Source organism: Bradyrhizobium sp. Leo78 (genome assembly GCF_059512425.1).
Genome location: NZ_JCAMOT010000021.1, coordinates 15,807 through 28,643, shown reverse-complemented (window position 1 = coordinate 28,643; position 12,837 = coordinate 15,807). Strand labels below are relative to the sequence as shown.

12 protein-coding genes are annotated in these 12,837 nt (G+C 64.3%); 7 read left to right on the top strand and 5 right to left on the bottom strand.

The annotated features are described in order from the left end of the window. Nucleotides 1–137: 137 nt before the first annotated feature. Nucleotides 138–365 carry a 50S ribosomal protein L31 gene (gene rpmE, locus AC5ZG1_RS24665; protein ID WP_028163734.1) on the top strand — a complete coding sequence of 76 codons (228 nt, stop codon included), beginning with the start codon at nucleotides 138–140 and terminating at the stop codon, nucleotides 363–365. 207 nt (nucleotides 366–572) lie between these two features. On the opposite strand, the gene rcdA is transcribed toward rpmE, so the two are convergent. After that, nucleotides 573–1,085 carry a protease adaptor protein RcdA gene (gene rcdA, locus AC5ZG1_RS24660; protein ID WP_028163735.1) on the bottom strand — a complete coding sequence of 171 codons (513 nt, stop codon included), beginning with the start codon at nucleotides 1,083–1,085 and terminating at the stop codon, nucleotides 573–575. Here rcdA and AC5ZG1_RS24655 point away from each other — a divergent pair. Beyond that, complete coding sequence (locus AC5ZG1_RS24655; RefSeq protein ID WP_456640924.1) at nucleotides 1,084–1,275, top strand: hypothetical protein; 192 nt, start codon at nucleotides 1,084–1,086, stop codon at nucleotides 1,273–1,275. The genes rcdA and AC5ZG1_RS24655 overlap by 2 nt on opposite strands. A gap of 267 nt (nucleotides 1,276–1,542) precedes the next feature. Here AC5ZG1_RS24655 and AC5ZG1_RS24650 read toward each other — a convergent pair whose 3' ends face one another. Continuing rightward, nucleotides 1,543–1,734 carry a DUF1192 domain-containing protein gene (locus AC5ZG1_RS24650; RefSeq protein ID WP_496134325.1) on the bottom strand — a complete coding sequence of 64 codons (192 nt, stop codon included), beginning with the start codon at nucleotides 1,732–1,734 and terminating at the stop codon, nucleotides 1,543–1,545. 154 nt (nucleotides 1,735–1,888) lie between these two features. Here AC5ZG1_RS24650 and AC5ZG1_RS24645 point away from each other — a divergent pair, with 154 nt between their 5' ends. Continuing rightward, a complete protein-coding gene (locus tag AC5ZG1_RS24645; protein ID WP_496134324.1) occupies nucleotides 1,889–2,890 on the top strand; it encodes an NAD(P)H-quinone oxidoreductase in 1,002 nt (333 codons plus the stop codon). A 119-nt stretch (nucleotides 2,891–3,009) separates the two neighbouring features. Further along, nucleotides 3,010–5,886 (top strand): EAL domain-containing protein, encoded by a 2,877-nt coding sequence (locus tag AC5ZG1_RS24640; RefSeq protein ID WP_496134323.1) that lies wholly within the window; start codon nucleotides 3,010–3,012, stop codon nucleotides 5,884–5,886. 101 nt (nucleotides 5,887–5,987) lie between these two features. Here AC5ZG1_RS24640 and AC5ZG1_RS24635 read toward each other — a convergent pair whose 3' ends face one another. Beyond that, nucleotides 5,988–6,266 carry a DUF7662 domain-containing protein gene (locus tag AC5ZG1_RS24635; protein WP_456640923.1) on the bottom strand — a complete coding sequence of 93 codons (279 nt, stop codon included), beginning with the start codon at nucleotides 6,264–6,266 and terminating at the stop codon, nucleotides 5,988–5,990. Nucleotides 6,267–6,403: 137 nt separating this feature from the next. Between AC5ZG1_RS24635 and AC5ZG1_RS24630 the strand changes: the two genes are divergently transcribed. After that, nucleotides 6,404–7,897: a GGDEF domain-containing protein gene (locus AC5ZG1_RS24630; RefSeq protein ID WP_496134322.1), complete on the top strand. Its 1,494-nt coding sequence runs from the start codon at nucleotides 6,404–6,406 to the stop codon at nucleotides 7,895–7,897. 136 nt (nucleotides 7,898–8,033) lie between these two features. Here AC5ZG1_RS24630 and AC5ZG1_RS24625 read toward each other — a convergent pair whose 3' ends face one another. Continuing rightward, on the bottom strand, nucleotides 8,034–8,915 hold the full coding sequence (locus tag AC5ZG1_RS24625; RefSeq protein WP_130226494.1) for a UTP--glucose-1-phosphate uridylyltransferase: 882 nt from the start codon (nucleotides 8,913–8,915) through the stop codon (nucleotides 8,034–8,036). 249 nt (nucleotides 8,916–9,164) lie between these two features. On the opposite strand from AC5ZG1_RS24625, the gene AC5ZG1_RS24620 reads away from it, so the two are divergent. Continuing rightward, on the top strand, nucleotides 9,165–10,499 hold the full coding sequence (locus AC5ZG1_RS24620; RefSeq protein ID WP_496134321.1) for a lytic murein transglycosylase: 1,335 nt from the start codon (nucleotides 9,165–9,167) through the stop codon (nucleotides 10,497–10,499). A gap of 147 nt (nucleotides 10,500–10,646) precedes the next feature. Beyond that, complete coding sequence (locus AC5ZG1_RS24615) at nucleotides 10,647–12,326, top strand: SGNH/GDSL hydrolase family protein (RefSeq protein ID WP_496134320.1); 1,680 nt, start codon at nucleotides 10,647–10,649, stop codon at nucleotides 12,324–12,326. 116 nt (nucleotides 12,327–12,442) lie between these two features. Here the strand turns inward: AC5ZG1_RS24615 and AC5ZG1_RS24610 are convergent, their stop codons facing one another. Further along, nucleotides 12,443–12,811: a CsbD family protein gene (locus AC5ZG1_RS24610; protein WP_028163744.1), complete on the bottom strand. Its 369-nt coding sequence runs from the start codon at nucleotides 12,809–12,811 to the stop codon at nucleotides 12,443–12,445. Between the last annotated feature and the right edge of the window lie 26 nt (nucleotides 12,812–12,837).

The following is a 12,837-nucleotide window of genomic DNA, read 5'->3' as shown; positions in this document are numbered from 1 at the left end:
GGCTGGCAAATCCGGAAGAGTCCTAATCCGGTGATCCCCGGTGGCTTGTTTTGCAGGTTTCCTTACGCTATAGAGCGGCCCAAATCCCGTATCTTTGGACCACTTGCGACGGGCGCCGGCGCGCCGAAGGAACTGCCATGAAAGCCGATATTCACCCGAATTATCATACGATTACGGTCGTGATGACCGACGGCACCGAGTACCAGACCCGCTCCACCTGGGGCAAGGAAGGCGACAAGCTGCAGCTCGACATCGACCCCAGGTCGCACCCGGCCTGGACCGGCGGCTCGCAGCAGATCCTGGATCGCGGCGGCCGCGTGTCGCGGTTCCAGAAGAAGTTTTCCGGCTTTTTGAAAAAGGACTGAGCGCAAGACTGCGCTTCCTTCTTCCTTTTCGACGTTCAACGAACGCCCCTGCCAAATCAGGGGCGTTTTTTGTTTCCACGCGTCATTGCGAGCGCAGCGAAGCAATCCATAGCGCCGCGGGTGCAGGCATGGATTGCTTCGCGGAGCCTGTCATCGGGCGGCGCTTCGCGCCGACCCGGTGGCTCGCAATGACGGTTAGAGTTGCAGTTACCGTTCGAACGCGGCCTTCAGGCGGTTGAGCTGCGGCACCAGCGGGTTGCCGATCGCGGCGCGATCGGCGGGCGGCGCATGGATCGTGGTGTCGAGCCGGCGCACGCGTGCCTGCAGGTCCATCGAGCGGGTGATCAGGTCCTGCAATTGTTGCGGCAGTTTCTCGATCAGTTCCGCCGGACCCGGATCGGCTGCGGAGAGCTTGACCTTGGTCTTCTCCCGATTGGCCTGGGTCAGCGTCATCTCGCCTTCCTTCACCGCGCGATGCAGCAGCAGCCAGGAGGCAAGCTGCATCAAACGGGTGGTCAGGCGCATGCTTTCGGTCGCATAGGTCAGGCTGACGGACCGTTCCAGCGCCTTGGCCTGGCCGCGGCCGTCGCCATCGAGATAGGCGGCGGTCTCCTCGACCAGGTCCATGCCCTCACGGAACAGGGCTCCGAATGCCGCAGAATTGGTCAGCCGCTCGCTGAACAGAACAAGTGCGGAATCGCTTTGCGACCGCTCCAGCATGGTTAACGCCCTCACGCCACTTTTAATTTTGAACACCGCCGGCTTTTGCGCCAGCTTTATGATGAACAAATCATTGCGCTTGCCGGGCGAAGAGTCCAGCCGCATCCGGATTTATGGTTTCCGGCCGCATGGCGGCGACGACAAGCCTGTGACAAAGCCAAAAAAGAGCCGCCGTTTCCGGCGGCTTTGAAGTTGATAACAGGGAGGCGTCAAACAGAGTGGACAGGAGCCACTCGGTGTCCAAACGAGGACGATGCAGTCATAAACGAGAAAGCTTAATTGATCGTAAATGAGCGATTTTGTTTAAGCTTCGTTTGCCATATCGGCCATTGGCCTAGTTTGGGACAGGATACCAGTTTCGTAGCCCGGATGGAGCGCAGCATAATCCGGGGATCGGTGCGAGCCGGATGCACCGGTCCCGGATTGCGCTGCGCTCCATCCGGGCTACGGGTGAGCGCTACGATTTGAAGAAGCTGTTGGCGGCTTCCTTGGAGGCGCGCTTCTTTGTCATCGCTTCGCGCAGGCGCTCCACTTCGGCCGAGAGCATCGCGATGCGTTCGGTCAATTCCTCGACCGAGAGCAGCGACAGGTCCTGCCCGATCTCGTGCGAAATCTTCTTCCTCGGCCGGTCGTCATCTTCCATCGCCATGCGCGTTCTCCGTGCTTTGCTTCGAGTATGAAAGCCGGTCTCCACTTTCCGGCCATGCTCTGTCACGATCCCGTTGCGGCGGTTGCCAGCGCGATGCAGGCTGGGTAATCAACGTGCCGCGTCTGGAATCCTCCCATTTCGCCAAGGAAAAACCATGGAAAAGCTGCCCGCGCAAATGACCGTCGTCGGCATCAGCAAGCCCGGCGGGCCGGAAGTATTGCTGCCGGAGACGCGCCCGGTGCCGCTACCAGGCCAGGGCGAAATCCTGGTCAAGGTGAAGGCGGCCGGCGTCAACCGGCCTGACGTGGCGCAGCGTTCCGGTTCCTATCCGCCGCCGCCCGGCGCGAGCGACCTGCCCGGCCTCGAGGTATCAGGCGAGGTGGTGGCGGTCGGTCCCGGCGCCACCAGGCACAAGGTCGGCGACACCGTGATGTCGCTGGTCGCCGGCGGCGGCTATGCGCAATATTGCATCGCGCAGGACGGGCAGGCGATGGCGGTGCCGCCGTCGCTATCGATCGAGGAAGCCGGCGCGCTTCCCGAAACTTTGATGACGGTGTGGCACAATGTGTTCGAGCGCGGCGGCCTGCAAAAAGGCGAGACGCTGCTGATCCATGGTGGCTCCTCCGGCATCGGCACCATGGCGATCCAGCTTGCGAAGGCGTTCGGCGCCAAGGTGATCGTCACCGTCGGTTCACAGGACAAGGCGGAGGCCTGCCTCAAGCTTGGCGCCGATCGCGCGATCAACTACAGGACCGAGGATTTCGTAGCCGAGGTGAAGGCCGCAACCGATGGCGCCGGCGCCAATGTCATCCTCGACATGGTCGGCGGCGACTATATCGACCGCAACTACGACGCAGCCGCCGTCGAGGGTCGAATCGTGCAGATTGCCTTCCTGGCCGGAGCGCCAAAAGCGAGCGCCAATTTCGCGAAACTAATGGTGAAGCGCCTGCACCATACGGGCTCGACGCTCCGCCCCCGTAGTAATGCGGACAAGGCGGCAATGGTCGCGGCGATCGAGGCCAAGGTAATGCCGCTACTCCGCGAGGGGCGGGTAAAGCCGCTGATGGACAGCACTTTCCCATTGGAAAAGGCGGCCGACGCTCACCGGCGAATGGAAACCAGCGCACATATTGGCAAAATTGTGTTGGTCGTTTAACGCTTCCACTGCCGGCCTAGCCGGAAACCCTTTGATTTCCTTCGCTTTCGTGGCATTTATCCGGGAGCGGCGGGGCGCTGGTTCGCCCGCATGAATCGTGAAAGCGCGGAGTACTGACATTGCGTCTGATCAGGTGGCTTGCGCCGCTTGCGCTGGCCCTCATGATGGTTGTCGGCGCCGCTCCGGCGCGCGCAGTTGACGCCGTCAGCGTCCGCAGCGACGCGCCCGCGATCGATCTCACCGCCGTTCTCGACCACCAGCGCAGCGAGACCGACCGCATCCAGGTCTCGACCGCGCCCGGCACCGACGGCATCGTCCGCCGCATCGAGGTCCGCGCCCGCGAGGGCGGGCAATATTGGGTGGTGTTCGCGCTCGCCAACAATACCGACGACCAGCTCGACCGCCTGATCGTCGCGCCGCATTACCGCATCGTCTCATCCGGCCTGTTCTGGCCGGATCTCGGCCTGTCGCGCATCGCCACCATCACGCCGTCGGTCGGCGACCGTCCCGAGCGGCAGGAAAGCCCGACTGCCGACGTGTTCCGCATCACGCTCGATCCGGGCGCGGTCGTCACCTATGTCGCGGAATTGCGCACCGACAAGCTCCCGCAGCTCTATCTGTGGGAGCCGGAGTCCTACAAGGACAAGGTCAACTCGTTCACGCTCTACCAGGGCATCGTGATCGGTATTTCCGGCCTGCTAGCGCTGGTGCTGACGATCCTGTTCGTGGTCAAGGGCAGCATCATGTTTCCGGCGGCAGCCGCACTCGCCTGGGCGGTGCTGGTCTATATCGGCGTCGATTTCGGCTTCTGGGGCAAGGTGCTCGACATGTCGAACAACGCCGAGCGCGTTTGGCGCGCGGCGGGCGAGGCGATATTGGCGGCGACGCTGCTCGTGTTCCTGTTCGCCTATCTCAATTTGAGCCGCTGGCATGTGCGCTATTCCCACATCACCATCGGCTGGCTGCTGTTCCTGGGATCGCTGGTGGCGCTGGCGCTGTTCGATCCGGCGGTGGCTTCCGGCATCGCGCGCATGTCGCTCGTCATGATCGCCTTCGCCGGCTTTGCCCTGATCGTCTATCTCTCGACCCACGGCTTCGATCGCGCCGTGCTCTTGATCCCGACCTGGTTCCTGCTGGTGGTCTGGGTGGTCGCGGCCGGCATGACGGTGGCGGGCAGCGTCACCAACGACATCGTCGGCCCGGCGCTGCTCGGCGGCCTCGTGCTGATCGTGATGCTGATCGGCTTCACGGTGATGCAGCACGCGTTTGCCGGCGGCGGCGCCACCACCGGCGTCGTCTCCGATGTCGAGCGGCGGGCGCTGGCGCTGACCGGCTCAGGCGACCTGATCTGGGACTGGGACGTCTCGGCCGACAAGGTGTTCACCAGCCCGGAGACCGAGGCCCTGCTTGGCCTGAAGCGCGGCACGCTGGAAGGACCGGCGGCGACATGGCTCGAGGTGCTGCATCCGCTCGACCAGGACCGTTTCCGTGCCGCGCTCGACAGCGTGCTCGACCAGCGCCGTGGCCGCCTGATGCAGGATTTCCGGCTGCGCACGCCGGATGGCCATTTCATGTGGTTCGCGCTGAAGGCGCGGCCTGTCGTCGGCTCCGACGGCGAGGTCTCGCGCGTCGTCGGCACACTCACCGACGTCACCGACATCAAGAACTCCGAAGAGCGGATGCTGCATGACTCGGTCCACGACAATCTGACCGGCCTGCCCAACCGCAAATTGTTCATGGACCGGCTCAGCGCGGTCGCCAATCTCGCAAAGACCGTGCCGACGCTGCGGCCGACATTGATGGTGATCGACCTCGACCGCTTCAAGCAGGTCAACGACTCCGTCGGCATGGCGGTCGGCGACTCCATCCTGCTGACGCTGGCGCGCCGCCTGACCCGCATCCTCAAACCGCAGGACACGCTGGCGCGATTGGCCGGCGACCAGTTCGGCCTGATCCTGTTGTCGGAGCAGGACCCGGCACGGATCACCGCCTTTGCCGAGACCATCCGCAAGACCATCCGCGCCCCGATCGCCTTCAACGACCGCGAGATATTCCTGACCGCCTCGATCGGGCTGGCGCTCTCCGACCCGCAGACGCAGCTCACCGACGAGATCATCAAGGACGCCGAGCTTGCGATGTATCATTCCAAGCGCATCGGCGGCGACCGCATCGACGTCTACAAGCCGGCGATGCGCGCGCGCAAGACCGACCGGCTGACGCTGGAGAGCGAATTGCGCCGCGCCATCGAGCGGCAGGAGATCACCATCCTCTACCAGCCGATCGTGCGGCTCGAGGACCGCTCGATCGCCGGCTTCGAGGCCCTGTCGCGCTGGGATCATCCGAAACTCGGGCGGATGTCGCCGTCCGAATTCATCTCCATCGCGGAGGAGATCGGCCTGATCGTCGACCTCGGCACGTTCGTGATGGACCAGACCGCGCGGCAGCTTTCGATCTGGCAACGCGCGATGCGCTCGCGCGAGCCGATCTTTGCCTCCGTCAACGTCTCCTCACGGCAATTGCTACGCCACGACCTGATCCACGACATCAGGACCGTGCTGTCGCGCTCCTCGGTGGCGCGCGGCACGCTGAAATTGGAATTGACGGAATCGCTGGTGATGGAGAATCCGGAGCACGCCGCGCAGATGCTGGCGCGCATCCGCGAGCTCGGCACCGGGCTCTCCCTGGACGATTTCGGCACCGGCCACTCCTCGCTGTCCTACCTGCAACGCTTCCCGTTCGACACCATCAAGATCGACCAGTCCTTCGTCCGCACCACCAGCCGCGGCACCCGGCCCGTGATCCTGAAATCGATCATCGCGCTCGCCCACGACCTCGGCATGGACGTGGTGGCGGAAGGTGCGGAAACGGATTCGGATGCGGTCGAGCTCTACCAGCTCGGCTGCGAATACGCGCAGGGCTTCGCCTTCGGCGAACCGATGGATGCCGACGCCGCAATGCGCCTGCTCACCGAGGAGCGGCTGGAAGCCGCGAGCTGATCTTCCGCTGTCGTCCCGGCCTTGAGCCGGGACCCATAACCACAAGTGTGCATTTTGCAGCACGCTGGAGCCACAGCGAGCTTAACAACAACGCCCTGTGGTTATGGGTTCCCGCCTGCGCGGGAACGACGCTGGGGGAGCCGCTTGAACTTCACGCTGTTGCCGTCGGCCTGGCGCATGGCGGCATAGCCGGCCTCGAGACACGCTTCACGCTGCGGCATCCTTTCCTGTGGACTACGCAGGCTATCCCACCAGGAGGCGCGCTGCGCCGCGCGCGGCAGCGGCGCGTCGATGATGGCCTCGATCTCCTCGAAGCTGAGCACCAGTTCGGTCAGCGTCTGCCTCTTCAGATAGTCCCGCAATGGGCCGTAATCGTTCACCTCAGGTCCCTTGAATTCACGTCATTGCCGAAAATTGTCAGTCGAACCAACCAACCGTTAACCCATTCGCGGTTCGCTGTCGCCGTTTAAGGCGGCAACAATGTTTCCGGTGCATGAAGGGTGGCCCGGGACGAAACATGCCACACGAACGGCGACAACAAGCAAAGCGGCGCTGGCGGCTATCGACGAAGCTCCTGATCGCTTCCTCGGTCGCGACCGTGATCGGCTTTTCGACCATCTGCACCAGCGTCATGCTCGACATGCGCCGCGGCGAGGAGGAACTGGCCCGGCAGACGCTGGAAAACCTCGCTTCCGGCATCGATTCCGATATCAGCCGCAACATCGAACTGTACGACCTCTCGCTGCGCGCGGTCGCCGGCGCCATGGTGATGCCGGAGATCAAGGAAGTCAGCAATGAGGTCCGGCACCTGATCCTGTTCGACCACGCCGCCACCGCAAAGCACTTTGGCGCGATCCAGGTCTTCGACAGCACGGGGCAATTGGTAGACGATGCATCGACGCTCGATCCCCTGATCGAGAACCGCAGCGACGAAGAATATTTCCACATCCATCGCGACCAGCCCTACACGGGCCTCTACATCTCAAAGCCGATGCTCCACCGCGGCGCCTACGCGATCGTGCTGAGCCGGCGCATCAGCGGCGAAGACGGAAGTTTTCTCGGCGTCGTCGCGGGCTCGATCCGCTTCAGCTATTTCCACGAACTGTTCGGACGGCTGACGCTTGCCCCCGGCGACACCATCACGGTGCTGCGTCGCGACCGCACGATCATCATGCGCACGCCGTTCGATCTCGATGTCATCGGCACCAACCTGGCGGAGCGGCGCAACTGGACTCCAGACAACCTGAAGAACAACGGCTCCTATGCCGGTGCCGGCCCGATCGACCAGACCCCGCGGCTCTATGTTCGCCGCAGCGGAAACGGCCCGCTGTTTACCGTGGTCGGAAAGCCGCTGGACGGCGTCTTCAGCCTGTGGCGCAAGGAGGCGACCCGGATCGGCGCCATCATGGCGGCACTGGTCCTGTTCGTGCTCGGCACCACGCTGTTTCTGGCGCGCGAGATCGGCCGCCGCGCCGAGGCCGAGGAGAAGCTCGAGGAGCTCGCGACCACCGACGCGCTGACCGGTTTGCGAAACCGGCGCAAGTTCGATGCCGATATCGATACGGAATGGCGCCGCGCCGGCCGGCATGAGACGCCGCTCGCCCTGCTCATCATCGACGCCGACCATTTCAAGGCCTTCAACGATACCTATGGTCACCAGGCCGGCGACCAGGTGCTGGTCGGCATCGCGATCTGCATCTCGGATTCGGTCCGGCGCGCCGGCGATTGCACGGCACGCCTGGGCGGCGAGGAATTCGCCGTGCTGCTGCCCGGCCAGAGCGCCGTGGAAGCGTTCGGCGTGGCGGAGATGATCCGCCGCAAGGTCGAACAATGGTGTGACGGAGAGACCATCACCACCGTCAGCATCGGCGTCGCGAGCCTGACGCCCCTGGCCGGCCAGAACTGGACCGATCTGGTGGAAGCCGCCGACCGGGCGCTCTACGCCGCCAAGGCCAATGGCCGCAACCAGAGTGTGGTCTCAAGCCTGCAGACAATGTCGCTGGTGGCGTAAGAGAGGCCGCCGTTACGGCCCCGTTTCTCCAGGTCTTGTCATTGCGAGCGCAGCGAAGCAATCCATGCCTCCACAAGCGGCGAAATGGATTGCTTCGCTACGCTCGCAATGACGGCAATCGACAGCTCGTTTGCCGTCACTTCTCCAGATACTTCTTCATCTCCGCCAGCAGGCCGTCGCGCAGTTCGGGGCGGCGCAGGCCATAGGCGAGGTTGGCGCGCAGGAAGCCGGCCTTGGAGCCGCAATCGTGCCGCTCGCCTTCGAACTCCACGCCATAGAATTTCTGCGTCTTCGCCAGGCCGATCATGGCGTCGGTGAGCTGGATCTCGCCGCCGGCGCCGCGCTCCTGCGTCGCCAGGATTTCGAAAATCTCCGGCTGCAAAATATAGCGGCCGGTGATCGAGAGGTTGGATGGCGCCGTGCCCTTCGGCGGCTTCTCCACCATGCCGTTGATCTCGAACATGGTGGGATGGGCGTGGCGCGGGCCGACGCCGCAGATGCCGTATTGGTGGGTGAGATGGTCCGGCACCTCCTCGACCGCGATCAGGTTTGACTTCTCGCCGAGCTTGCTCGCGGCCTCGATCATCTGGGCAAGGCAGCCCGGCGTGTTCAGCACCAGTTCGTCCGGCAGCACCACCGCGAAAGGTTCATTGCCGATAATGTCGCGGGCGCACCATACCGCGTGGCCGAGCCCGTGCGGCGCCTGCTGGCGGGTGAAGCTCACGGCACCTGCTTCCGGCTGATACTGCGCCAGGACGTCCAACTCCGCCTTCTTGCCGCGCGCGACAAGCGTGGTGTCGAGCTCGAACATCCGGTCGAAATGGTCCTCGATGATGGCCTTGTTACGACCCGTGACGAAGACGAAATGCTCGATCCCGGCCTCCTTCGCCTCGTCATACACGTATTGGATGAGCGGCTTGTCGACGATGGTCAGCATTTCCTTCGGCATCGCCTTGGTGGCGGGCAGGACCCGGGTGCCGAGACCAGCGACGGGGAAGACGGCTTTACGGATTTTCATGGGAATGTCGGGCGCCTTGAGCCTTGAAATGTGTGAGACGGGTATCGCACCTTGCTATCCGGTTTGCAGCCGGGAACAAAGGCGGATGTGTGATGCCGCGTCGCTTTTGTCGTTGTGACCGATCAAAACAAAATCTCGCCTTTGTTAAGCTGTTGGAAACCGTCACAAGGCCTTCTGAACCAATCGTTGGAACGGGCAGATCGAGCCATGCGGCGGACGGGAACAGCGACCAGGAGCCGAACCAGCGCGATGATAATCGCGGCGGTTCTGCTTGTTTCCAATCAGGCCTTGGCCCAGTCCCAGGGTGGGCTCGCGGATCTGTTCGGCAATCTGTTCTCGGGACCCAACCCCTCGCCACCGCCCGCAGCCGCCACCGGCGACGGCTCGGCTCCGCCCTGGAGCGGAGAGGACGGCGCTTCCGGCCACCCATTGATGACGGCGGCCGCGATTCGGCAGGCGGCGGCCAATTTCGACAATTGTGTCGCCTCGATGTGGCCCGATGCGGCGCGACGCAACGTCACACGCGAGAATTTCGAGCGCTTCACCGCGGGGCTCACGCCCGACCTGCGCATCATGGATCTCTTGGATTCGCAGCCCGAATTCACCAAGGCGATCTGGGACTATCTCGACATCCTCGTGAACGACAACCGTCTCGCCAAGGGCCGCGAGATCCTCGCCAAATACAAGGCGCAATTCGACGCCGCGGAAAAAGCCTATGGCGTCGACCGCTACGCGATCGCGGCTATCTGGGGGATCGAATCCAATTATTCGACCCAGATGGGTGACCGCAGCGTGGTGCAATCGACCGCCACCCTTGCCTGCATCGGCCGCCGGCAGGCCTACTTCAAGGATGAATTCCTCTCGGCGCTGGAGATCCTCAATCGCGGCGATCTGCGCCCTGAGCAGCTCCGCGGCTCCTGGGCCGGCGCGTTCGGTCCGACGCAATTCATGCCGACCGCTTTCAAGCGCTACGCGGTCGATGGTGACGGCGACGGCAGGCGCGATGTCGTCGACAACCCGGCCGACCTGATCGCCTCAACCGCCAACAACCTGAAAAAGGACGGCTGGCAGACCGGGCAGAGCTGGGGTTACGAAGTCGTGGTTCCCAAGGACTTCAACTACATGATGGCCGACCGTGCCAAGGCGATGACGCTCGCGCAATGGCAGCAGCTTGGACTGCGGCGCGCCAACAACCAGCCGTTCCCGCGCTCCACCGACAAGGCTTATCTGCTCGCCCCTGCCGGCGCTGAAGGTCCGGGCTTCTTGATGATGCAGAATTTCCGGGTGATCATGAAGTACAACCCGGCGGAGGCCTATGCGCTTGCGATCGGCCATTTCGCCGACCGCCTGCGCGGCGGGCCGCCCTTCGTGCAGCCCTGGCCACGCCAGGAACGGGTGCTGTCGCGGGCCGAACGGCTGGAACTGCAACAACTGCTCGCCCAGCGCGGCTTTTACCGCGGCACGCCGGACGGCCAGATCGGCGGCCAGACCAGGGAAGCGCTGCGCGGTTTCCAGGCCTCGATCGGCACGCCCGCCGACGGATTTGCCACTTCCGACATGCTGGAGCGCCTGAGAGGGCGATAAGACCCCAAAAATCACCCAAATACCGCTATTTGGCCGCCGCCTTGACGACCTGGGCGGATGCCCGATCCATGCTGGAAAATATGCCCGCTTGAGGCCCGATTCCGGTAGTATGGCGTTGTCCTCAAAATCCATTTCGACCGAGCTTTGATGCCGAAGCCAAAGTCCTTCCTGCGCATGTTCACCGAGAGCGGCCCGCTGGTCGCGCTCGCGGTTGCGATCGCGCTGCTGGTCGGGATCGCCGGCCCCGCCTCGGCGCAGTTCTTCGGCTTTCCGGGCTTTGGCGGTCCACCGCAGCGCTCGGCGCCGCGCAACAATGGCGGCGGCTGGTTCGGCGGGGATTTCTTCGCTCCCTTCCAGCATGCGCCGCCGCAGCAACAACAGCAGCAACAGGCGCCGCGTCAGGATTTTTCGCGAGCGCCACCGCCGGCGAAGCGCGACACGGCGCCGGAGCGCAACGTGCTGGTGCTTGGCGATGCCATGGCAGACTGGCTCGCCTATGGCCTCGAGGACACCTATTCCGAACAGCCCGACATGGGCGTGATCCGCAAGCACAAGACCGTGTCCGGCCTGATCAAATACCAGCCCAAGGGCGAGCCCTCCGATTGGGCCGCCGCCGCGCGGAGCATCCTCGCCACCGAAAAAGCGGATGCGATCGTGGTTATACTCGGTCTCAATGACCGCGTTTCGATCCGCGAGCCTGTCGTCGACAAGAAGGACGACAAGAAAACCGAGAAGAAGGACGCCAAGCCTTCGGATGGCGCCGCCAAGCCGGACGACAAGCCGGTCGATGCCGAATTATCACCCGAGGATGCCGCCGACGCGCCGCAGGCCGCGGCGCCCGAGCGCAGCGCGCGTTCGGCAAACGGCGTCTATGAATTCCGCGACGAACGCTGGGTCGAGCTCTACAACAAGAAGATCGATGAACTGATCGGCGTGCTGAAGAGCAAGGGCGTGCCGGTGTTGTGGGTCGGCCTGCCGGCGATCCGCGGCCAGAAGGGAACGTCGGACATGCTGTTCCTGGATTCGCTGTACCGGGACAGCGCGGCCAAGGCCGGCATTACCTACGTCGATGTCTGGGATGGCTTCGTCGACGAGGCCGGTCGCTTCATGCAGAAGGGCCCGGATTTCGAAGGCCAGATTCGCCAGCTCCGCACCTCGGACGGCGTCTTCTTCACCAAGGCCGGCGCGCGCAAGCTGGCGCACTATGTGGACCGCGAGGTGACGCGGCTGCTCGCCCGCTCCACACCGATCGCGCTGCCGACCGAGCCGGCGCCGCCTGACGCCAGTGCTACGCCCGGCCAGCCTGCGCGGCCATTGGCGGGACCAATTGTGCCGCTGGTCGCCTCCTCCGTCGGCACCGATCAGTTGCTCGGCGGCCCCGGCTCGCGTCCAGCCGCGGTCGATCCGCTCACGGCACGAACCCTGGTGAAGGGCGAACCGCTCGCGCCACCCGCCGGCCGCGCCGACGATTTTGCCTGGCCGCGCCGCGAAATCGGTCGCGAGCAGGCCAAGGGAGAAACGCCGGTTGCCGCGACCACCCCCGAGGGGACTGGCGCAGGTGCGGGCGCCGGAACAGCGCCGGCGGCGACGGCCGCAGCTCCCGCGCCGCCAAAGCCGGCAGCGCAGAAGCGTGTGTTCCGGCCGGCCCAGCCCAATCCGCCGCCTGCCTCGACCTTTGGCGATTTCTTCGGCTTCGGCTCGCCGCCTGCCCCCGGGCCACGTCAGCAGACAGCGCCGCCGCGGCCGCCGGCCTCGATCGTTCCACGTCCACCGGCGGATGTCGGACGATCCGCGGAAGCGCCGTTCGGCAATTTCATGAGATGGTGACGGCAGTCATTCCAAAGATAGGGTGGGCAAAAGGAAGCGTACCCACCATCGCGAGCGGAATGTTAGGCGGTGGGCACGCTTCGCTTTGCCCCCTACGCGGCGCCCTGGAATGACGGCTAATAGCGCCAGCGCGGTGGCGGACGGCGCGGCGGGCGCGACAGCAATAGCCCGAGCGCCAAACCGAGGCCGCCGGCAACCAGCAAGGCGCCGATCGGATTGTCCTGCACGGTCTTGGTCAGCGCCTGCTGGCCGCTTCGAACGGTCTCGCCGCGATTCTCGTAAGCATCCCTGGCGTAGTTGACGGCGGTGTCCGCGGCGTCGCGCGCGGCATCCTTGGCCTGGCCATAGAGATTCTGCACCGTGCCGGCGGCTTCGCGCGCGCGGCCTGATGCTTCCGTCTTGCTGTCACCGGCCATTTCACCGACGGTGCCTTCCGCCTTGCCGGCAAACTCCTTGGTGGCACCAGCGATCCGATCAGTATCCATCGCGGTCACTCCTCTCCTTCTCCGGG

Bases quoted from the DNA above. Each gene is read 5' to 3' on its own strand.
- rpmE (WP_028163734.1), top strand. From the start codon at position 138: ATGAAAGCCGATATTCACCCGAATTATCATACGATTACGGTCGTGATG.
- AC5ZG1_RS24655 (WP_456640924.1), top strand. From the start codon at position 1,084: ATGGTTAACGCCCTCACGCCACTTTTAATTTTGAACACCGCCGGCTTT.
- rcdA (WP_028163735.1), bottom strand. From the start codon at position 1,085: ATGCTGGAGCGGTCGCAAAGCGATTCCGCACTTGTTCTGTTCAGCGAG.
- AC5ZG1_RS24650 (WP_496134325.1), bottom strand. From the start codon at position 1,734: ATGGCGATGGAAGATGACGACCGGCCGAGGAAGAAGATTTCGCACGAG.
- AC5ZG1_RS24645 (WP_496134324.1), top strand. From the start codon at position 1,889: ATGGAAAAGCTGCCCGCGCAAATGACCGTCGTCGGCATCAGCAAGCCC.
- AC5ZG1_RS24630 (WP_496134322.1), top strand. From the start codon at position 6,404: ATGCCACACGAACGGCGACAACAAGCAAAGCGGCGCTGGCGGCTATCG.
- AC5ZG1_RS24625 (WP_130226494.1), bottom strand. From the start codon at position 8,915: ATGAAAATCCGTAAAGCCGTCTTCCCCGTCGCTGGTCTCGGCACCCGG.
- AC5ZG1_RS24620 (WP_496134321.1), top strand. From the start codon at position 9,165: ATGATAATCGCGGCGGTTCTGCTTGTTTCCAATCAGGCCTTGGCCCAG.
- AC5ZG1_RS24615 (WP_496134320.1), top strand. From the start codon at position 10,647: ATGCCGAAGCCAAAGTCCTTCCTGCGCATGTTCACCGAGAGCGGCCCG.
- AC5ZG1_RS24610 (WP_028163744.1), bottom strand. From the start codon at position 12,811: ATGGATACTGATCGGATCGCTGGTGCCACCAAGGAGTTTGCCGGCAAG.